Here is a 20929-nt window from a genome sequence, read left to right as displayed (position 1 = left end):
GATTCTGCTATTCATTCCGAGGTTTCTTCGAAATCCGCAACGACTTGGCCTTGGCCTCCACCACCAGGTACATCACCACGGTTATCAACAGCGGCAGAATGAAATAGATCGCCCGATAAGCGATCAACCCCGCCACCAGGCTACCCCGCGATACCTCGTGCTGCAGCAGCGCCACGAACACCGCCTCCAACACGCCGAGCCCGGCCGGGATATGGGTGATGACTCCGGCAATGGCGCTGATCAGCAACACACCAAGCACCAGCGGGTAGTCCAGTTTGCTCGGCAGCAACGTGAAGATCACTGCCGCCATCAGCGCCCAGTTCAGTGCGCCGAGGGCCAGTTGCAGGATCGCCATGCGTAGCGACGGCAGAATGATTTCCACGCCGCGAACCGACCATTTCCGGCGCCTGGAATACCGGCAGGCCGCCAGATATCCCATGCTCAACAGCAGCAACAAAACCCCCACGTCTTGCAGTACATTGCTGCTCACTTTCCAGCCCGGCGGTATTCGCATCAGGCCGCTGCTGAACACTGTGCCGGCAATCACCATGTAGCCGAACCAGTTGGTCGCCAGGCTCAGCCCGAGGATCTTCGCGATGTTGCCTTTGCTCACGCCGAGCCGCGAATACAGCCGATAACGCATGGCGATGCCGCCGACCAAGGCGCTCAGGTTGAGGTTGAAGGCATAGCTGATGATCCCCACCGGTAGGATCTGTCGCCAGGTCAGGTTCTGCCGGATGTAGGTGCGCCCTATCAGGTCGAAACAGGCATAGACCAGAAAACTTGCCAGGGTCACACCCGACGCAATGATCAGCGTACGCACTTTGAAATCGGCCAGGGTGTCGAATACTTCGTTCCATTCGATGCGCTGGGCGAGCATCGTGAACAACACGATCAGCGCCAGGAAAAACAGCATCGTCAGCGGTCTTTTCCAGCGTCGCCAGTGGTGTCTACCCGGCGTCTCGGAGTGCGGCGCAGGCTGCGCTTGGGAATGGCTCATGCCTTGGCGCTCCCGGTCGGATGAGTAAAGGGTTTCAGGCGCGGTTTATGCGCCGGCAACCAACCGGCCCACGCCGGGAAATGCCGCAGGAAGTGGAACACCAGAAAGCCGATGGTCATGTGCCAGATCCGCCCGCGAGGCGCCGTGTCCACCGACATGACCTTGCAGTGGTTGCTGCTCAGATCATCGAGACGCTGGAACAGGTCGTGGTTGAACGCCCGGTCGCGGATCAACACGTTGGCTTCCAGGTTCAGGGACAGGCTCAGCGGGTCGAGGTTGCTTGAGCCGACAGTGCTCCAGTCCTCGTCGACCAGAGCGACTTTGCCATGCAGGGGGCGGTCGCAATATTCGTAGATCAACACCCCGGCCCGCAGCAGGTAGTCGTAGGTCATGCGCGCGGCGAGTCTGGCCACCCGCAGGTCCGGTTGTCCCTGAAGAATCAGGCGCACCTCGACCCCCCGGCGTGCCGCATTGCGAATCTCGCGCAGCAGCCGATAGCCTGGAAAGAAGTAGGCATTGGCGATCACCACGCGACGCCGGGCACTGCGCAGTACCTGCAAATACACCTCTTCGATATCTTTTGGGTGTTCTGCGTTGTCGCGATACACCAGTCGCACCTGACCGTCATGATCGTCGACCGCCAGTTCAGCATGCCGCTGCCTGCGGCGTTGCCACCAGTATTTGGCTCGGGCCGGGCGACCGCTTTGCAGCAAGGCGAAATGATGAATATCGGCCACCGCCGGGCCTTGCACTTCAACCGAGTAATCCTGTTTGGCCTCGGGGCCGAAGTCGGCCAGATGGTCGGCGGAAAAATTGATTCCGCCGAGGAACGCAATCGCGCCGTCGACCACCACTATCTTGCGGTGCAGGCGGCGGAACCAGTTGGTGCGGATGCCCAGATGACGCGGAGCGGGATCGAATATTTGCAGGCGCACCCCTGCAATGCTCAGGGCAGCGAGGAACTCCGTACTCAGTTCGCCACAGCCGAATCCATCGAGACTGACGGTAATACGCACGCCGCGTTGCGCCGCTTCAATCAGGATCTGTTGAAGCTCATTGCCGACCTTGTCCTCGAACAGAATGAAGGTCTCCAGCAGGATTTCACTCTGGGCCTGACGCAGTACATCAAACACCCGTGGAAAGTACTCCTCGCCGTTTTCCAGCAATTGGACCCGGTTGTTACCGTGCCAGCTGTATTCGACGTCAGTCACCGCCGGCTCACGCACGGGCGGCGGTGGGGAAACCTGTTCGACCGTGGCCTTTTCCATCGATGGGCTACTCATAGCTCGATCTCCACCGATAGCGGCGCATGGTCGGAAAGATGGGACCAGGGGCGTGCGGCCAGTACTTGCGGACGGCTGGCCTTGAGGTTGCGCAGGTAAATACGGTCCAGGCGTAACGTCGGCAACCGCGCCGGGAAACTGCGCGCCGGTTTGCCATGCAGCTCGGCGAATACCTCACGCAAACCACAAGGCTTGAGCAACGCATCGGCGCGCTGACGCCAGTCGTTGAAGTCGCCGGCGACCACCAACGGAGCATCTTGCGGTAACTCTTCCAGGCGTCGGATCAGCAGCTTGAGCTGTGCCGTCCGGTGGCTTTCGCGCAACCCCAGATGGACGCAAATGGCATGCACTTCCCGGCCATCGCCGGGCATGCGCAACACGCAATGCAGGATTCCACGGTTTTCATGGCCGCTGATGGACACGTCGAGGTTGTCGTGGCGAATGATCTGGAATTTCGACAACAGTGCATTGCCGTGATCGCCCGCCGGGTAGACCGCGTTGCGCCCGTAGGCGAATTGCGGCCACAGGCTATCGGCAAGGAATTCGTACTGGGGCATCGCCGGCCAATTGTTGTAGCGCAGGGGGTGATGCTCGTGGGTGCCGTGGACCTCCTGCAAAAACACCACATCGGCGGACACACTGCGCACCGCGTCGCGCAACTCGGGCAGGATGAAGCGCCGGTTGAGCGCGGTGAACCCCTTGTGGGTGTTGACCGTCAGCACGGTGAAGCGGCTCACGGCATTGATGATGGGTTGTTGTTCATCCGTTCCGCCGACCGGTTCGGGAATGCTCATGGCAGCGCTCCTTCGGCGATCGGCTCGCACCACTGGGCGTAACGTTCGGGCCGTTGCAGGGCGTAGAACGATCCATTGATTTCGATGCTGTTGACTGCCCGTGACGCGAATTGCAATTCGCGTTTGTGGGTCAGCCCCTTCGGGTAGAAACCTCCCCGCCAGGGCGTGTAGCGCCAGCCTGAAATACCGATATGAATCGCCGCCATGTCGCCTCCCATCCTCGGACAGCCCTGTCTTTTGATGACTGCCAGGCGTGCGAGAAAGTTTCGACGGGACTACGGACGGTAAAAGCAAAAGATCGCAGCCTTCGGCAGCTTCCCACAGGCGCGCAGGAGTTGCCGAAAGCGACGATCATTTGATCTATCAGTGTCCGGCGACGATCCGGGCCGAACCTTCAGCCGGCTCGGCATACACCGGGCCCAATCGATCAAGACGACCACTCCAGGCGGTCAGTGCCAATGCCACCAACACCACCAGGCCACCGATCCACGCGGTATGGATCAGGCCCATATGCGCCACGATCAAACCACCACCCCACGCACCACCGGCAATGCCGAGGTTGAACGCCGCAATGTTCAGGCCCGACGCCACGTCCACCGCATGCGGGGTGTGATGTTCGGCCTGACGCACCACATACACCTGCAGCCCCGGCACGTTGCCGAACGCCACCGCACCCCAGACCAGCACAGTGGCCAGGGCCAGCCATGGATTGTCGGCGGTGAAGGTCAGCACGAACAACACGGCGGCGAGCAGGGCGAAGATGATTCTCAGGGCGCCGATCGGGCCGCGTTTGTCCGCCAGCTTGCCGCCCCAGATGTTGCCGACGGCCACCGAGATGCCGTACACCAGCAGCACCAGGCTGACGGTGCTGGCGCTGAAGCCGGATATGTCCTGAAGAATCGGCGCCAGAAAGGTGAAGGCGATGAACGAGCCGCCGTAGCCGACCGCCGTCATGGCATACACCAACAACAGACGCGGTTGTTTCAGTACCTGCAACTGCCGCAACAGCGAAGCCGGTTTGCTGTGGGCGATGTTTTTCGGCACGTAGAGCAGGCTGCCGATGAAGGCGATCACACCCAATGCAGACACGGCGAGGAAGGTTTCACGCCAGCCGAAATGTTGACCGATAAACGTCCCCAGCGGCACTCCGGTGACCAGCGCCACGGTCAGGCCGGTGAACATGATGGCAATCGCACTGGCGGCTTTTTCCTTCGGCACCAGGCTGGTGGCGATGATCGAGCCAATCGAGAAAAACACCCCGTGGGCCAGGCCGGTGACGATCCGCGCAATGATCAGCGACTCGTAGCTCGGCGCTTTCCAGGCCAACAAGTTGCCGAGGGTGAACAGCACCATCAGCGACAACAGCAGCAATTTACGTGGGACTTTACCGGTGAGGGCGGTCAGCACTGGCGCGCCGACGGCCACCCCGAGCGCATACAGACTGACCAGCAGACCGGCGGACGGCAGGCTGACGCCGAGGTCGGCGCCGATGGTGGGTAACAGGCCAACGATGACGAACTCCGTCGTCCCGATGGCGAAAGCGCTAAGGGTCAGCGCCAGCAAGGCAATGGGCATGGCTGCAACTCCGGTGGATTGATTGATGGAGCGCAGTGTCGGGGTTTGGGTCGTGCGGAAAAATACAGGGGTGGGCATTTGATATTTGCGTGCAGGTCAAATATCTCACGGCTGGTATTAAACCTTGTGGCGAGGGAGCTTGCTCCCGCTCGGCTGCGGAGCAGTCGTGAAACCACACAGCGTGGTGCATTCGGGAGAAATGGGGTTGCAGGTTTTGGGGGCGCTTCGCACCCCAGCGGGAGCAAGCTCCCTCGCCACAGGAGATTGAATCCTACAAGGGGGAGTGGCGGATCAGTGTGTTGCGTACTTCTGTAGTCGATTGCTGATCCAGCTCCAGCCAGAACTGCTGCTTGCCGGCGATCTCGGCGGCAGCCGGCAAGCCATCGCGATACACCAGCCGATTGCTCGCCAACGCCGGCACTTTCACGCCCGGCAGCAGGGTGCCGGCGAGGTTCAGTGGATCCACCCCGCACACTGCAATCAGACTCCCGTCATGCGGGCGCCGCCTGACTTCGCGCAGCAACGGGATCGCCTCGGGCAGCGCAAACTGTTCACCGGCCAAACCACTGACAAACCGTCCGCCACGGATCTCGCCCCGGGCCTCCAGCCGATGGAACGTGCGCAACAATTCCCGCCAACTCGGCAGCCAATCCGCCTCACGCTCCAGCAAGCGCCAGAACACCACGCCATAACGGCGCAGCAAGGTCATGGCGATGTGTTCCAGGGTTTCTGTGGGCGTGGATGTCGGGCGTTGTTTATCCACAACCGGCGCGGCAGTACCACGGCGCAACAACGCCCAGCGCCCGGCGTCGTCCATGCCGCCGACAAACGCGCCGCGCCCGCGTCGACTGCTGCGATTCTGGTGTTTGCTGGCCGGGGTGATCAGCGCCCGCAACCCGGCGAAACTGTCGGCGTTTACCAGTCCGGCACCGACCAGTTCCTGCAAGGCGATTTCCAGTTCCGAGCGCAGCAGATGGGCCTCGTGAATCAGCTCATCGAAAAACAGCGCGCCGTGCTGGCTGAGTGCTGCATGGACCTTTTGTGTTTTGGGCGACAGCTCGCTGACCGGCGTCTGCTCGGTCAAGCTGCTCCACAACCCGACCTGATTACGCGGCAGCAGCAGAATCGGCGTGCTGCGCAATGCCGTGCCGGCGCTCTTGTTGCGCGCGGTCAGGCGGGTCCAGACCAGTTTGCCGCTGCGGCATAACTCATCCAGCCAGCTCGCCGAATAGTCTTTGAGCCGCGCCGGCAGAATGTCGCTGTCCCATGCCGAAGCGGCGGCGGGGTAGCCTTCGAACTGGCTGATGATCGCCGGTAATACCGCGCTGCCCTGGCCTCGGCTCGCGGTAGAAAGATGCTGCCAGTCGAACAGAAAACGCATGAAGTCCTGCAACGCCACCGGCTCGATTTCCCGCCGCAGCCGTTTGACCGTGTAGCGATGAATTCGGGCCAGCAGATGTCGTTCGCACCATTCCTCTTCGCGGGCGTCCGGGCTGAATTGCCCGCGCAGCACGTAACCTTCGCGTTCCAGTTGGGCCAAGGCCTGAGTGACTTGAAGCGCCGGTAAACCAAGCGGTTCGGCAATCGCCGTCAGCGGCAACGGACCAAACGCGCTGAGCCGCGCACGGATCACTTCCAGCACTGCTTCGTCTGGCTCCCAGATTTCATCGAAACCCGGCAACGCTTCCAGCAGTGGAATCAATGTGGCCTGTGGATAAATCGCCTTCAGACAGGTCAGCCGTTCCAGCGCCAACCACAGCGAATGCTCGGCATTGATCTGCAAGCGGCTGGCGCGGCCACTGTCGGCCAGGGTGTTCAGCCACTCGAGCCAATTCGGGTTGGCCTGGGCCTCGCTTTCGGTAATGCACGCCAGGCTCATCAAGGCCTCATGCATTTCATCGAGGCCGGTTGGCGTTGGCCAGGCTTCGTCGCGCACGGCGGCAATCGCCTCGGCGTCCAGCGCGCCGAGGTCATTGGTGGACTGCGGATCGCTCCAGCGGCGGTTGAGTACCGCCTGAGTACGGCGTTCTTCCAGCGGTGCGTCGTCGAGGAAGGTGTAGGGGCGGGCGCTGAGGATTTCTGCTGCCAGTGGTGAAGGCGCCGGCAAATCGCGGCTGATCAGGCGGATATCGCCCTGTTCCATGCGCCGCAACAGCGCCAGCCAGCCTTCGCTGTCCATGGCCTCGTGCAGGCAATCGTCGAGGGTTTGTTCCACCAGCGGATGGTCGGGAATCTCGCGCTCACCGGCGAGGTTTTCCACGCAGGCGATCTGATCGGGAAACACGCTGGCGATCAGGTCTTCGCTTTTCATCCGCTGGATCTGCGGCGGTACTTTGCGGCCGCCGCTGTAGCGTGGCAGCGCGAGGGCGACCCCGGCATTCCAGCGCCAGCGCACGCCGAACAGCGGGGCTTCGAGCACCGCTTGAGTCAGGATATGTTCGGCACTGTTGCTGTGCAGGTAGCGCCACACGTCGTCCAGCTCGAAGCTGTGGCTGGTGGACAGCGACAGCACGATGGCGTCCTCGCTGGCGGCGGCCTGCAATTCGAAATTGAAGGCGCGGCAGAAACGCTTACGCAGGGCCAGGCCCCAGGCACGATTGATGCGGCTGCCGAACGGCGAATGGATGATCAGTTGCGTGCCGCCGGACTCGTCGAAAAACCGCTCCATCACCAGTGTGTCTTGCGACGGCAAGGCGCCGAGGGTCAGGCGGGCCCGGGCCAGGTAGTCGACCAGTTGCTCGGCGCTGGCGAGGTTCAGGCCGAGGGTGTCGGTCAGCCAGTCGAGGGCTGGTTGCAGATCGCCGGGTGTGGCGGCGAGCAGTTCATCGAGTCGCGCTTGCAGGCGGGCCACGGCGAACGACAGTTCATCGCTGCGACCGGGTGCTTCCCCGAGCCAGAACGGAATGGTCGGCGGCTGCCCCTGAGCGTCTTCGACCCGGACCTTGCCGGTTTCGACCCGCAGGATTCGATACGAGGTATTGCCCAGCTGAAAGATATCCCCGGCGATGCTTTCCACCGCGAAGTCTTCGTTGACGCTGCCGATGTTCAGCCCCTGAGGCTCCAGCAACACGCTGTAGTCGGCGTTGTCCGGAATCGTCCCGCCGCTGGTCACGGCAGTCAGCTTGGCGCCCCGACGGCCGCGCAAGGTGCGGCTTACGGCGTCCCGGTGCAGGTAAGCGCTGCGAATTCCCTGGCGACCGTTGTAGCCCTCGGCGAGCATGTGCAGCAGTGCCTGATAGTGCTTTTCGTCGAGTGTGGAGTAGGGCGAGGCGTTGCGTAGCATCTCCAGCAGCGCCTGTTCCTGCCATTCCTGGCAACTGACCTCGGCGATGATCTGCTGGGCCAGCACGTCCAGTGGCGCTTCGGGGATCAGCAAGGTGTCGAGTTCGCCACGGCGCACGCAATCGAGCAGGGCGGCGCATTCGATCAGGTCGTCGCGGGTGGTGGCGAACAACCGGCCCTTGGGCGTGCCGCCAACCTGGTGCCCGGAGCGGCCGACCCGTTGCAGAAAACCGGCAATCGAGCGCGGTGAAGCGATCTGGCACACCAGGTCGACATCGCCGATATCGATCCCCAATTCCAGCGAGGCGGTGGCGATCAGCACTTGCAGCTCGCCGCGCTTGAGCCGTTGCTCGGCGTCCAGGCGAAACTCCTTGGCCAGGCTGCCATGGTGGGCGGCCACGGCCTCTTTGCCGAGGCGTTCGCTCAAGTGCCGGCTCAGGCGTTCGGCCAGGCGCCGGGTGTTGACGAAAATCAGCGTGGTCCGGTGATCGCGGGCGAGGGCGGCGAGGCGGTCATAGACCAGCTCCCACACGTCGTTGGCCATCACCGCTGACAACGGCACGGGAGGCACTTCTATATCGAGATCCCGTGGGCGGGCGTGGCCAATGTCGATGATTTCACAGGCGCGATCGCGGCCAACCAAAAAGCGCGACACCGCTTCGATGGGTTTTTGCGTGGCCGACAGGCCGATCCGCACCAGCGGTTGCGGGCAAAGCGCTTGCAGGCGCTCCAGGCTCAGGGCCAGGTGACTGCCGCGTTTGCTGGCGGCGATGGCGTGGATTTCGTCGACGATTACCGTTTGCGTGGTGCCGAGCATTTTTCGGCCGGAATCGGAGCCAAGCAGCACGTAAAGGGATTCCGGGGTGGTCACCAGAATGTGCGGCGCGGTTTTGCGCATGGCCGAGCGGTCTTTTTGCAGCGTATCGCCGGTGCGCACGGCAGTGCTGATCGGCACGTCGGGCAGGCCCATCACACGCAACTGCTCGGTGATGCCGGCCAGCGGGTTTTGGAGGTTGATCTGGATGTCGTTGGACAGCGCCTTGAGCGGCGAAACGTAGACCACCAGGGTTTCGTCCGGCAGGCCATCCGGGTTTTCAAGGCCGCAATGGACCAGATCGTCGAGCACGGCCAGAAACGCGGTGAGGGTTTTGCCGGAACCGGTGGGCGCGGCAATCAGCGTTGAACGGCGCTGGCGGATCAACGGCCACGCCCGGGCCTGGGCGGCGGTGGCCGTCGCGAAGGTGTTGCTGAACCAGGCGCTGACGGCGGGGTGAAAGCCTGCCAGTGCAGCGTCCGTGGGGATGGGCAGATTCATGAAGTAATTTATGCGGGTGGGGCGGGGAAGTTGCAAGTACCGCTCAGGATCTGCGTCTATTCCGAGGGCCTCTTCGCGGGCAAGCCTCGCTCCTACAGCGAAGAGGCCGGTAGCGGCACCACAAATCCCCGGGAACTACACTTTACGGGTGACGGTTGCGCACTAAACCCGCAAAATGCAACGATTCCGGCAATTATTGAGGACATCGCCTGCGGGCGCTGTCGATAAAGCCATCGTTCCAATCAGACTGGGCCTGCTGACTCTATGCGAATGCGCCTTATGTTACTGGGCGGCGGAAATGCCCTTGGGCAGGCGCTGATTCGCCTCGGTGCGGAGGAAGACATCGGTTTCCTCGCCCCCCGCCCACCACAAGACGGCTGGGACGCCGCGAGCCTGACGCAACTGCTCGACGATACCCGTCCGGATGCGTTGATCAATCTCGCCTACTATTTCGACTGGTTCCAGGCGGAGACCGTCAGCGAGCAGCGTCTGGCCGGGCAGGAGCGCGCGATCGAGCGGCTGGCCGAGCTGTGCCAGCATCACAACATCGTGCTGCTGCAACCGTCGAGTTATCGCGTGTTCGATGGCTCCCGGGCGACCGCCTACAGCGAAAAAGACGAACCGGTACCGTTGGGCCTGCGCGGTCAGGCCTTGTGGCGCATCGAGCAAAGCGTGCGCGCCACCTGTCCGCAGCACGTGTTGCTGCGTTTCGGCTGGCTGCTCGATGACAGCCCCGACGGTACCCTTGGGCGATTCCTCGCCCGGGCCGAGAAAGCGGAAGAACTGCTGATGGCGGATGATCGTCGCGGTAATCCGACGCCGGTGGACGATGCAGCCCGGGTGATCATTTCGGTGCTCAAGCAACTCGATTGCGCGGCGCCGCTGTGGGGCACTTACCACTACGCCGGGCATGAGGCGACCACACCGCTGGCACTGGGGCAGGCGATTCTCACTGAAGCACGCGCCCTGCACCCGCTGGCCATCGAAGCACCGACCGCCCAGGCTCACGCCGCGCGGCCCGACGCTGCCGAAGAACCGCAACACGCGGTGCTGGCCTGCAAGAAAATTCTGCACACTTTCGGGATCAAACCCCGCGCCTGGCGCGCGGCACTCCCGGGCTTACTGGATAGGTTTTATCGCCATGGCTGACGGCCCTGTTTTAATCACCGGCGGCGCCGGTTTCATCGGTTCGCACCTGACCGATGCCTTGCTCGCCAAAGGGCATTCGGTGCGAATTCTCGATGACTTGTCCACCGGCAAACGCAGCAACCTGCCGATGGGCAATCCCCTCGTCGAACTGATCGAAGGCGACGTCGCCGATGCCGCCCTGGTGGCGCAGGCGATGCTCGGTTGCAGCGCGGTGGCGCATCTGGCCGCAGTGGCTTCGGTGCAGGCTTCGGTGGACGATCCGGTGAAAACTCATCAGAGCAACTTCATCGGCTCGCTGAACGTTTGCGAAGCCATGCGTCAGGCCGGTGTCAAACGCGTGTTGTACGCGTCCAGCGCAGCGGTCTATGGCAACAATGGCGAAGGCGAGTCGATTGACGAAGACACGCCCAAGGCACCGTTGACGCCGTATGCGGTGGACAAGTTGGCGAGCGAGCATTACTTCGATTTCTATCGCCGCCAGCATGGTCTGGAACCGGTGATTTTCCGCTTCTTCAACATCTTTGGCCCGCGTCAGGATCCGTCCTCGCCATACTCCGGTGTGATCAGCATTTTCAGCGAGCGCGCGCAGAAAGGATTGCCTATCACCGTGTTTGGTGATGGCGAGCAGACTCGGGATTTTGTCTACGTCGAGGACCTGGTGGACGTGCTGGTGCAAGCCATCGAGAAACCGCAGGTCGAGGTCGGGGCGGTGAATGTCGGCTGGAATCAGGCGACGACTCTCAAGCAGATGCTTGAAGCCCTTGAAGCCGTGGTCGGCAAGCTGCCGCCCGTGAGCTACGGCCCGGCGCGTTCCGGTGACATCCGCCATTCACGAGCGAATAACCGGCGGTTACTGGAGCGGTTCACTTACCCGGAGCAGACGCCAATGAGCGTTGGCCTGGCGCGGTTGTTGGGACGATAAATCGTTCCCCATGCTCCGCGTGGGAATGCAGCCAGGGATGCTCCGCGTCCCAAGAGCGGACGCGGAGCGTCCGGTGAAGCATTCCCACGCGGAGCATGGGAACGATCAGTGAAAAAGGCGCCTTGAAGGCGCCTTTTTCACGGCTGGAATTTGCGTTACCGCTGATGCAATCCTTGTGACGGGGGCGTTTTACTCCCGGTCGACCGCGTATCGGCCGCCATCAGTTCTAAGTCTGACCGTCACAACGCCTCATTCACCACCACGTGAACGTTCTTTAGAACTTGTAACCCAGACCGACCATGTAGATGAACGGATCGACGTCCACGTTCACCCGTGCGCGGGTGCCCGGGGCTACGGCATTGTTCTCGACGGTGGCACGGGTGTCGATGTCGATGTAGCGCACCTGGGCGTTGATCATCACGTTGTCAGTCAGCATGTAGTCGGCGCCGACCTGCCAGGCCAGGCCCCAGGAGTTTTTCGCATTGAAGTTGCTGAAGCCATTGGCGCTGGCTTCGCTGCCGACGTGCTCGTCGTAGATCCAGGTGTAGTTGATACCGCCGCCGATATACGGCTGGAATGCGGACTTGGAATCCAGTGGGTAGTAGACCAGGCTCAGGGTTGGCGGCAGGTGTTTCAGGGTACCGAGTTTGCCGTTGGCGGCGCCGAGCGCGGTGCCTTTGAGCTTCACGTCATGCTCGAACGGCGAAGCCGCCAACAGTTCGATCCCCAGGTTGTTGGTGATCATGTAGGCGAAGTTCAGGCCCAGTTGCGTGTCGCTGCTCATGGTGGCCTTGCCACCCAGATCGGCGCCCTTCAGCGGGCCCTGATCGACCTTGACGCTGGAGCTGTCGGCCGTCGGATTCACGGTGATCGCACCGGCCCGAACGATGATGTCGCCGGCGGTGTGGGCATGGGCGAGCGGGGCTGCGAGCGCGAGGGCAAGCAGCGAAGCGCTGAGCAGGGACTTGTGCATGGGGGCTCCAAAGGACGTTAAAAATGTTCGATGTCCAATGGTAGGGATCCAACTGATACGGTCTTTTGACTCAGCTCAATGAAACAGTGATGGGCTGATTTTGATGGATCTTTGATGGCCTCTTCGCGGGCAAGCCTCGCTCCTACAAGGGCAATGTTGAACCTGTGGGAGCGAGCGGTGCGGCGATCCGACTTGCCCGCGAAGGCGTCCTTTCAATCAACACCTGACTGCCGGATTCACTCCGGCAGTTCATACATATAAATCTTCTGCGCCTCCATCTGATACCCGGCATCCGCCAATTCGCTGGTGGACGCCTTGACCTGCAACGCACCTTCGACCCAGTACGGCTGATACAGCTCATCGAGCTTCACGCCGACTTCGCTTTTGACATGCACGATCTGGTTCGACGGTGGAGGCGGTACGTGGATGCAGGCGCCGAAATATGGCACCAGCAGAAACTCCGTGGTGCGGCCTTCTTCACTGACTTCCAGTGGCACGATGTACCCCGGCAAGCGAATGTTCTGGCCATCGAGACTCTTCACCACCGGCGCGTTCGGCATGTCTTGTCTGGCGGCCGGCGCCGACTCCGCGGACAACGCGTCGCTCATCTTCGACAGGTCGTGCAGCGGCGTCATGTTCGGCACTTCTGGCGGGGCATCCGGCGGGATCATTTCCGACCAGGTCAAGTCTTTCGGCTCGGCCGCCCACAGGGGCAGGGCGACCAGCATCAACAGCGCAAGCAGGGCGCGGGGCATGTTCAAGGTCCTCACAGGCGGATCGACAGGCCATCGGCCAAGGATTGACGATAAGCGCGCCAGGCCGGCACGCTGCCCATCAGCAGCGCGGCGATCAGGATGCCACCGAGCAGCGTCCATTCATATTCGCTTGGCCAGGCCAGCGGCAGGTACAAGCCGTAATTCGACTGCACGTAACCCTGCGCCACGGCGATGCCAACATACAGCAGCGCCACGCCGGCAATCACTCCCGACAACGCCAGGGCAAACGCTTCCAGCACCAGTAAAGTCGCAATATGCCACGGCCGCGCGCCCACCGAACGCAGAATTGCCATCTCGCGGCGGCGCTCGTTGAGGCTGGTGAGAATCGCCGTGAGCATGCCGATCAACCCGGTCAGCACCACGAACAACGAGACGACGAACAAGGCTTTTTCCGCCGTGCTCATCAAACTCCACAGCTCCTGCAACGCCACACCCGGCAGGATCGCCAGCATCGGTTCGCCACGGAACTCGTTGATTTCGCGTTGCAGCGCGAAGGTCGAAATTTTGTTGTTAAGGCCGAGCATGAACGCGGTGATTGCTTGCGGCGTCAGGTCCATGTTGCGCGCCTGATCGGCACTGACCCGACCGTTACCACGCGCCGGCACGCCGTTGTGCCAGTCGATGTGGATCGCTTCCATGCCGCCGAGGCTGATGTGCAGCGTGCGGTCCACCGGGGTGCCGGTGCGTTTGAGGATGCCGACCACGGTAAATGGTTTGTCGTCGTGCTTGACCAGGCTGATCGCCGCCACGCCATGGGCCAGCACCAGTTTGTCGCCGAGTTTGTAGTGCAGTGCATCGGCCACTTCGGCACCGAGCACCACTTCGAACGGATCGCTGGCGAAGGCGCGGCCGTCGGCCAGTTCCAGATGCTGTTGATGGCCGTACTGGTAATGCTCGAAGTACGCCTCGGTGGTGCCCATCACCCGATAACCGCGATGGGAGTCGCCGAGGGACATCGGGATCGCCCACTTCACTTTCGGGTTGTTGGCGAACTGCTCGAAGCTGTCCCAGCGGATGTTGTTGGTGGCGTTGCCGATGCGGAATACCGAATACAGCAGCAGGTTCACCGAGCCGGAACGCGCGCCGACGATCAGATCGGTGCCGCTAATGGTGCTGGCGAAACTGGCCTTGGCCTCGGTGCGCACCCGCTCCACCGCCAGCAGCAGGCAGACCGACAGGGCGATGGCGAACGCGGTGAGGATCGCGGTGAAGCGACGGTTAGCCAGGCTGGCCATGGCTAGACGAAACAAATACATCTCAAACCTCGGACAGGGTGGCGGCGCGATTGAGATCGGCCAGCGACAGGTGGCGATCGAACAGCGGCGCGAGGCTCTGATCGTGACTGACGAACAACAGGCTCGAGCCGGCTTCGCGGCATTCGGCGAATAGCAGGCGAATGAAGTTTTCGCGAGCGTCGTAGTCCAGGGCCGAGGTCGGTTCGTCGGCGATGACCAATTCCGGTTGACCGATCAACGCACGCGCGGCAGCGACCCGTTGCTGCTGGCCGATGGACAGCGAATCGGCGCGGCGGCCCAAAATGTTTTCGTCTTTCAGGCCCAGATGGGCGAGCAGGGTAGCGGCGGCCTGATCGACGCTGCCGTGGCGCTGTTTCGCCCGCTCGGCACGCAGTTTCGAGAAGTGGCAGGGCAGTTCGACGTTCTCCCGCACTGACAGAAACGGCAGCAAGTTGAACTGCTGGAAGATGTAGCCGGTGTGATCGACCCGGAAGTGGTCGCGGGCACCGGCCGAGAGTTCGGTCAGCTCCTGGCCGAGCAGGCGAATGCTGCCGCGATCAGGCTTCTGCACACCACCGAGCAGGCCGAGCAGGGTGGTCTTGCCGCTGCCGCTGGGGCCTTTGAGGAACAGGGTTTCACCAGGCTCCAGGCGGAACGCCGGGATGTCCAGCAGCGGCGGGTGACCGGGCCAGCTGAAGCCCAGGTCGGACAGTTCGATGAGTGCTTGGGTCATGGCGCCGATTTCATGAGGTTTGTCTCGACTTCACATTCAACATTACTCCCTGTAGGAGCGAGGCTTGCCCGCGAAGAGGCCAGTAGATCCAACAGAGATGTTGACTGACAGATCGCTTTCGCGGGCAAGCCTCGCTCCTACAGGATGGGGGTTGGATCAGAACTTGAGGGCAGCAGCCTTGGCTGTCACTTCAACCCCTTGTTGTCCGCCCGGGCTGATCAGTTGTACCTGAATCTTCTGGGTAGCCGGGAATGTGTTGAAGACAGTCGCCAGATCCAGGGTTTTCAGCGCGCCTGGGGCCGAGCAGCTGAATTGGTAACGGGCGTGGATTTCGCTGTGGTCATGGTGATGCTCGTGACCGTCCTTGGCTTCTTCATGCTCATCTTCGTCATGGTCGTCGGCATCCGGCTTGTCACCGAACAGCGGGCTTTCCAATTCTTGAGTCGCGACCACGCAACCGGCGGCTTTCGGCAGGTTGAACAGCGCCAGCGGTTTTTCCAGTTGGGCACGGACCGCGGCGACCTTGGCCTTGTCGGCGTCGGTGGTGGCGGCGTGTTCGAAGCCCACCAGGTTCATTGCCGGGCTTTCCAGTTCCAGCTCGAGGGTCTGGCCGTCCAGAGCCGCATTCAAACGACCGACGCCGTGTTCGTGGGCGCCGAGGCTGCCGTGCTCATGGTCGTGATCATGCTCGACAGCCGCGTGGGCGACAGCCAGTGGCAACAGGGCAAACGGCAAAGCGAGCAGCAGACGGCGCATGGCGGGTCTCCGAAAAGTAAAATGAAAAATTTGTTATGTAATCTTATAACGAAAGTGTCGAGAGTTTGACCGTCTGCTTGGCGTTGTGCAAGACCCATGGGAGCATGCGAGTCATGTGTGGGCAGGAGCAGACTTATGTTGCGAATACGCGGAAGCATCGGCGACTGGCCGGTGGATTTGACCCTGGAACTGGATGAGGGCGACTGGGCGCAGCTCGGTGCGCAGTTGCAGGCAGCCAAACCCGAGGCGAGTGTGACCCCCGCCAAACCGGTGAATCAGGACGAGGCGCTGTGGCAGATCGCCAAAGAATTGCTGCGCAAGGCCGGGCAATTGAGCGGGCCGGATTTGCTGGAGCAACTGGAAGGGCTGACCGGCAGCGCAGCGACGGGCAAGCGCTTGTTGGTGCGCTTGCGCCACTGCGCAGATGTCAAAGTGGTGAGCGGCGGGGATACACCGCTTTATAGCTGGCGCGAGCCAGCGTAGGAGCTGCCGCAGGCTGCGATCTTTTGATTTTAATAGAGCGCGGCAAACAGCTTGCGACGGTATGTGGTCACCAGCGGGTGATCGTTGCCCAGCAGGTCGAACACTTGCAGCAAAGTCTTGTGCGGCAAGCCTTCGTTATAGCTGCGGTTGCGGATGAACAGTTTCAGCAAGGCATCCAGCGCCGCGTCGTATTGCTGACGGGCCAGCTGCTGGATCGCCAGTTGATAGACCGCCTCATCGTCCTGCGGGTTTTTCGCCAGACGTGCTTTCAGGTCTGCCGCATCCGGCAAGTCCCTGGCCTGACCGAGAAACTGGATCTGCGCCTTGGCGCCGGCCAGTGCGGCCTTGTGCTCATCGGTCTTGACCGCGTCGAGCACGACTTGCGCTTCACCCAGTTCACCGCGCTCGGTGAGGCAGCGGGCGTAGAGGATCAGGGCCTTGGCATTGGTGTTGTCTTCAGTCAGCAAGACTTTGAGCGTGGCTTCGGCGTCGGCGAAACGGCCGTCATCGAACAACGCCTGAGCCTGTTCGAATGGATCGGCGGCGGCTGGAGGCGGCATTTGCACATGAGGTTCGAGCATCGTGCGTACAGCGGATTCCGGTTGCGCACCGGCAAAACCGTCCACCGGCTGACCGTCCTTGAACAGCACCACGGTCGGCAGGCTGCGAATGCCGAAACGCGCAACAATGTCCTGCTCGATATCGCAGTTGACCTTGGCCAGCAGCAACTCGCCCTGATAGCTCTCGGCGATGGTTTGCAGCATCGGCATTAAGGCCTTGCACGGCGCACACCATTCGGCCCAGAAATCCACCAGTACCGGTTTGTGAAAAGAGTTCTCGATCACCGACTGGTCGAAATCGGCAGTCGTGGCGTCGAAGATGTACGGCGTTTCCTGACTCATGGGGGATCTCGTAAAAGCGTGGATGGAACCACTATAAAGCTTGGTGGGGGGCGGCTGAAAGCGGGGTGACCATGATCGTTCCCACGCTCTGCGTGGGAATGCCTCCAGTGACGCTCTGCGTCACGCCATATGAAAGGACGCGGAGCGTCCCGGGCTGCATTCCCACGCTGGAGCGTGGGAACGATCATGTCGGCTTCAAGCACGCCGCGCGTGGTAAAGGCTCACATGCCGAAACTCTTCGGGTTCGGCCAGGTCCGGCAAGGTCATCGCCTCCAGCATCTCGATGCGCCGATACAGCGGATGGCGAAAATCCCGCACCCGCGAATCCGCCACCAACGCTTCCCGGCCACGGCTGAGAAATTCGTCGAGTAACGGCAGATTTTCCCGGTCGTACAACACATCGGCCACCAGAATCAGATCAAACCGATCCGCCTCGGCGAAAAAGTCCGTTGAATAGCTGAGCGGCACATCATTGAGTTCGGCATTCGCCCGACACGCGGCAATCGCCAGCGGGTCCAGGTCACAGGCCACCACTTCCAGCGCCCCGGCCTTCACTGCCGCAATCGCGGCCACCCCGGAACCGGCGCCGAAATCCAGCACCCGTTTGCCTTCGACCCAATGCGGGTGTTCGGCGAGATAGCGGGCCACGGCCAACCCACTGGCCCAACAGAAACTCCAGTACGGCGGCTCGTGGAGAATCCGCCGGGTTTCTTCGGGGCTGAAGGCGCGGTCCATGTTGTCGCCGTCGATCAGCCAGAGTTTCAGCTCGGTGCCCGGTAACTCACAGGCTACAAGCTGTGCGTCACCGAGCAGTTCACCCAACGCCTGTTGCAGGTCGAGCGGTGCAATCATGGCGCTTTGACGAATTGCAGCTGACCCAGGGCCTGGGTTGTCGGCTGTGTGACGATTTGCGCCGGCAGATGCAGTATCAACTGCCCGGACTGGCTGGCACGGCCGCGCAGTTCAACGCGAGCGCCAACCGGGAAGGATTCAGGGTTGAAACGCAGGCGAAACGGCAACACCTGATTGGTGCCGATCAGGTTGGCACTGGCGAGCAATTGTTGCGGGCGACCCTTGTCGTCGATCACCAGCAGCGCCAGTTCGACTTCGGCGTCGGTCGGCACGCCTAGCAGGGTGCCGCTGATTTCACGTTGGTAAGCCGGCAGCGGGCCGAGCTCGGCAGACGCCTTGGCTTTCTTCTGTGCCTGTTGCGGCGCCGGGCCGGGCGTCGGTGGCTGGGGCTTGGGTGCATCGCTGCCACAGGCCACCAGCAGGCTGAAAAGACTGAGCAAAACGAGCGGTCGTAACGACATTGGCGGCTCCGGCAAGGTGAAAACATTATAGCCCGTCTGTATACCGCAAACCCTATGGCTTGTCTTGCCACGGGGATGCGCTACCATGGCCCTCCCATTTTTTGTTGCCTGCCACCATGCACTGTCCCTTCTGCGGTGCCAACGACACCAAGGTCATCGACTCGCGTCTGGTCGCCGAGGGCGAACAGGTGCGCCGCCGGCGTGAATGCCTGGCCTGCGGCGAACGTTTCACGACGTTCGAAACCGCTGAACTGGTGTTGCCGCGCCTGATCAAAACCGACGGCAGTCGCCAGCCGTTCGACGAAGAAAAACTCCGTGCCGGCATGCAGCGGGCGCTGGAGAAGCGCCCGGTGAGTGTCGAGCGCCTGGAATCGTCGCTGGTGCACATCAAGCACAAGCTGCGCGCCACCGGCGAACGCGAGGTCAAATCCCTCGTGGTCGGCGAACTGGTGATGGCCGAGCTGAAAAAGCTTGATGAAGTCGCCTATATCCGCTTCGCTTCGGTGTATCGACGCTTCCAGGACCTCAACGAGTTCCGCGAAGAGATCGATCGCCTCGCCCGTGAACCGGTGAAAGAATGACCACCTCCCCGGAACAAGCCATCCTCGACGCCCATTACATGGCCCGTGCCCTGGAACTGGCGCGCAAAGGTCATTACACGACGCACCCCAACCCGCGGGTCGGCTGCGTGGTGGTGCGTGACGGGCAGATTGTCGGCGAAGGCTGGCATGTGCGCGCCGGCGAGCCCCATGCCGAAGTCCACGCCCTGCGCGCCGCTGGCGACAAGGCGCGAGGCGCCACGGCTTACGTGACCCTCGAACCGTGCAGCCACCACGGCCGTACGCCGCCCTGCGCCGATGCGCTGGTGAATGCCGGTGTGGCGCGCGTCGTTGCGGCGATGCAGGACCCGAACCCGGAAGTCGCCGGTCGCGGTCTGCAACGTCTGGCCCAGGCGGGTATCGCCACCGAAAGCGGCGTGCTGGAAGTTGAGGCGCGCAAGCTCAATGAAGGCTTCCTCAAGCGCATGGAGCACGGCTTGCCGTTCGTGCGGGTCAAGTTGGCCATGAGTCTCGACGGTCGCACGGCGATGGAAAGCGGCGAGAGCCAGTGGATCACCGGCACAGCGGCGCGTTCGGCGGTACAACGGCTGCGCGCTCAGGCCAGCGTGGTGCTGACCGGCGCCGACACGGTGCTGGCGGACAATGCCCGCTTGACCGTGCGTGCCGATGAATTGGGCCTGGATCCCGAACAAACCGCCTTGGCCATGAGCCGTCCTCCATTGCGGGTGCTGATCGACGGTCGCCTGCGGGTGCCGCTGGACGCGCCGTTCTTCAAGGCCGGCCCGGCATTGGTCGCGACGTGCATGGCGATCGAAGAGCAATACGCCAACGGTCCGGAATGCCTGATCGTGGCTGGCGACGATGGCCAGGTCGACTTGCGCAAGTTGCTGGTTGAGCTGGCTGCCCGTGATGTCAACGAGGTGCTGGTCGAGGCTGGCCCACGTCTGGCCGGGGCGTTTGCTCAGCAAGGGTTGGTGGACGAGTTCCAGATATTCATTGCCGGCAAGTTCCTCGGCTCCACGGCCCGACCGTTGCTGGATTGGCCGCTGGCGCAGATGAAAGATGCGCCCGAGCTCAAAATTACCGAAATCCGCGCGGTTGGCGATGACTGGCGAGTCATTGCCATACCTGTCCCAACGGTCAGCGTATAATTCCCGGCTGCAGCCCAGAAGGCCCTGTTCTCGAGGAGGACTCCATGTTTACCGGCATCATCGAATCCATCGGCAGTATTCGTGCATTGACCCCAAAAGGCGGAGATGTGCGGGTTTACGTAGAAACCGGCAAGCTCGACCTGAGCGACGTCAAACTGGGCGACAGCATTGCCGTCAACGGCGTGTGCCTGACGGCGGTTGAACTGCCGGGCAATGGCTTTGCGGCGGACGTCAGTCGCGAAACCCTCGACTGCACCGCCATGAATGACCTCAAGAGCGGCAGCCCGGTGAATCTGGAAAAAGCCCTGACCCCGACCACCCGCCTCGGCGGGCACTTGGTCAGCGGTCACGTCGACGGTGTCGGCGAAGTGGTCTCGCGCACCGACAATGCCCGCGCCGTGGAATTTCGCATCCGTGCGCCGAAAGAACTGGCCAAGTACATCGCCCATAAAGGTTCGATCACCGTCGACGGCACCAGCCTGACGGTGAACGCGGTCGATGGCGCCGAGTTCTTGCTGACGATCATTCCGCACACCCTGAGCGAAACCATCATGGCTGCTTACAAGCCAGGGCGCCGGGTGAACCTGGAAGTCGACTTGCTGGCCCGTTATCTGGAGCGCCTGCTGCTGGGCGACAAGGCTGCTGAGCCTGGCTCTTCACAAAAGTCTGGCGGCACTATTACTGAAAGCTTTCTGGCCCAAAACGGCTATCTCAAATCCTGACTCAA

At 62.0% G+C, this 20929-nt stretch carries 19 protein-coding genes and 1 pseudogene; 6 read left to right on the top strand and 14 right to left on the bottom strand.

Features of this window, described 5'->3' with window-relative positions:
- Positions 1-7 precede the first annotated feature (7 nt).
- From AC1RO5_RS11430 to AC1RO5_RS11405, 6 genes and pseudogenes are all read right to left on the bottom strand, one after another.
- Complete coding sequence (locus AC1RO5_RS11430) at positions 8-1000, bottom strand: lysylphosphatidylglycerol synthase domain-containing protein (protein WP_493174949.1); 993 nt, start codon at positions 998-1000, stop codon at positions 8-10.
- A complete protein-coding gene (gene clsB / locus AC1RO5_RS11425) occupies positions 997-2283 on the bottom strand; it encodes a cardiolipin synthase ClsB (protein WP_493174948.1) in 1287 nt (428 codons plus the stop codon). The genes AC1RO5_RS11430 and clsB overlap by 4 nt, the downstream gene beginning before the upstream one ends.
- Positions 2280-3077, bottom strand: a complete 798-nt coding sequence (locus tag AC1RO5_RS11420) for an endonuclease/exonuclease/phosphatase family protein (protein ID WP_493174947.1) — start codon at positions 3075-3077, stop codon at positions 2280-2282. Before AC1RO5_RS11420 ends, clsB begins: the two co-directional genes overlap by 4 nt.
- 29 nt (positions 3078-3106) lie before the next feature.
- Positions 3107-3283 (bottom strand): annotated as a pseudogene (locus AC1RO5_RS11415) (DUF72 domain-containing protein); the annotation flags it as partial.
- A gap of 157 nt (positions 3284-3440) precedes the next feature.
- Complete coding sequence (locus tag AC1RO5_RS11410) at positions 3441-4652, bottom strand: MFS transporter (RefSeq protein WP_493174946.1); 1212 nt, start codon at positions 4650-4652, stop codon at positions 3441-3443.
- A gap of 271 nt (positions 4653-4923) precedes the next feature.
- A complete protein-coding gene (locus AC1RO5_RS11405) occupies positions 4924-9249 on the bottom strand; it encodes a DEAD/DEAH box helicase (protein WP_493174945.1) in 4326 nt (1441 codons plus the stop codon).
- A 264-nt stretch (positions 9250-9513) separates the two neighbouring features.
- Between AC1RO5_RS11405 and AC1RO5_RS11400 the strand changes: the two genes are divergently transcribed.
- On the top strand, positions 9514-10398 hold the full coding sequence (locus AC1RO5_RS11400) for a sugar nucleotide-binding protein (RefSeq protein WP_032830563.1): 885 nt from the start codon (positions 9514-9516) through the stop codon (positions 10396-10398).
- Positions 10391-11320 (top strand): NAD-dependent epimerase/dehydratase family protein, encoded by a 930-nt coding sequence (locus AC1RO5_RS11395; protein WP_493174944.1) that lies wholly within the window; start codon positions 10391-10393, stop codon positions 11318-11320. Before AC1RO5_RS11400 ends, AC1RO5_RS11395 begins: the two co-directional genes overlap by 8 nt.
- Positions 11321-11594: 274 nt before the next feature.
- On the opposite strand, the gene AC1RO5_RS11390 is transcribed toward AC1RO5_RS11395, so the two are convergent.
- From AC1RO5_RS11390 to AC1RO5_RS11370, 5 genes are all read right to left on the bottom strand, one after another.
- Positions 11595-12293, bottom strand: a complete 699-nt coding sequence (locus AC1RO5_RS11390; protein ID WP_493174943.1) for an OmpW/AlkL family protein — start codon at positions 12291-12293, stop codon at positions 11595-11597.
- A 236-nt stretch (positions 12294-12529) separates the two neighbouring features.
- Positions 12530-13048 (bottom strand): DUF3299 domain-containing protein, encoded by a 519-nt coding sequence (locus tag AC1RO5_RS11385; RefSeq protein WP_493174942.1) that lies wholly within the window; start codon positions 13046-13048, stop codon positions 12530-12532.
- Between the two features lie 11 nt (positions 13049-13059).
- Complete coding sequence (locus AC1RO5_RS11380; protein WP_007933653.1) at positions 13060-14325, bottom strand: ABC transporter permease; 1266 nt, start codon at positions 14323-14325, stop codon at positions 13060-13062.
- Between the two features lies 1 nt (position 14326).
- A complete protein-coding gene (locus AC1RO5_RS11375) occupies positions 14327-15037 on the bottom strand; it encodes an ABC transporter ATP-binding protein (protein ID WP_493174941.1) in 711 nt (236 codons plus the stop codon).
- 156 nt (positions 15038-15193) lie between these two features.
- On the bottom strand, positions 15194-15793 hold the full coding sequence (locus AC1RO5_RS11370) for a DUF2796 domain-containing protein (protein WP_493174940.1): 600 nt from the start codon (positions 15791-15793) through the stop codon (positions 15194-15196).
- A gap of 135 nt (positions 15794-15928) precedes the next feature.
- On the opposite strand from AC1RO5_RS11370, the gene AC1RO5_RS11365 reads away from it, so the two are divergent.
- The gene (locus AC1RO5_RS11365; protein ID WP_493174939.1) at positions 15929-16276 is read left to right on the top strand and encodes a hypothetical protein; all 348 of its coding nucleotides are present in this window, start codon (positions 15929-15931) and stop codon (positions 16274-16276) included.
- 29 nt (positions 16277-16305) lie between these two features.
- On the opposite strand, the gene trxA is transcribed toward AC1RO5_RS11365, so the two are convergent.
- The 3 genes from trxA to AC1RO5_RS11350 form a co-directional block, all read right to left on the bottom strand.
- Positions 16306-17178 carry a thioredoxin gene (gene trxA, locus AC1RO5_RS11360; RefSeq protein ID WP_493174938.1) on the bottom strand — a complete coding sequence of 291 codons (873 nt, stop codon included), beginning with the start codon at positions 17176-17178 and terminating at the stop codon, positions 16306-16308.
- Positions 17179-17373: 195 nt separating this feature from the next.
- Entirely contained in the window at positions 17374-18030 is a 657-nt protein-coding gene (locus tag AC1RO5_RS11355) for a class I SAM-dependent methyltransferase (RefSeq protein ID WP_493174937.1), read from the bottom strand.
- Positions 18027-18491: a YbaY family lipoprotein gene (locus tag AC1RO5_RS11350; protein WP_019650858.1), complete on the bottom strand. Its 465-nt coding sequence runs from the start codon at positions 18489-18491 to the stop codon at positions 18027-18029. The genes AC1RO5_RS11355 and AC1RO5_RS11350 overlap by 4 nt, the downstream gene beginning before the upstream one ends.
- A gap of 116 nt (positions 18492-18607) precedes the next feature.
- Between AC1RO5_RS11350 and nrdR the strand changes: the two genes are divergently transcribed.
- From nrdR to AC1RO5_RS11335, 3 genes are read left to right on the top strand one after another with little or no spacing between them, the layout of a single operon-like run.
- Positions 18608-19072, top strand: a complete 465-nt coding sequence (gene nrdR, locus AC1RO5_RS11345; protein ID WP_007906838.1) for a transcriptional regulator NrdR — start codon at positions 18608-18610, stop codon at positions 19070-19072.
- Positions 19069-20202, top strand: a complete 1134-nt coding sequence (ribD, locus tag AC1RO5_RS11340) for a bifunctional diaminohydroxyphosphoribosylaminopyrimidine deaminase/5-amino-6-(5-phosphoribosylamino)uracil reductase RibD (protein WP_493174936.1) — start codon at positions 19069-19071, stop codon at positions 20200-20202. The genes nrdR and ribD overlap by 4 nt, the downstream gene beginning before the upstream one ends.
- Before the next feature lie 44 nt (positions 20203-20246).
- Entirely contained in the window at positions 20247-20924 is a 678-nt protein-coding gene (locus AC1RO5_RS11335) for a riboflavin synthase (RefSeq protein ID WP_493174935.1), read from the top strand.
- Positions 20925-20929: the final 5 nt, after the last annotated feature.

This window comes from Pseudomonas sp. GW822-FHT02G04, assembly GCF_058802085.1.
Note: the sequence above shows the minus strand (reverse complement) of the source record. Positions and strands in the feature narration are given on the sequence as shown.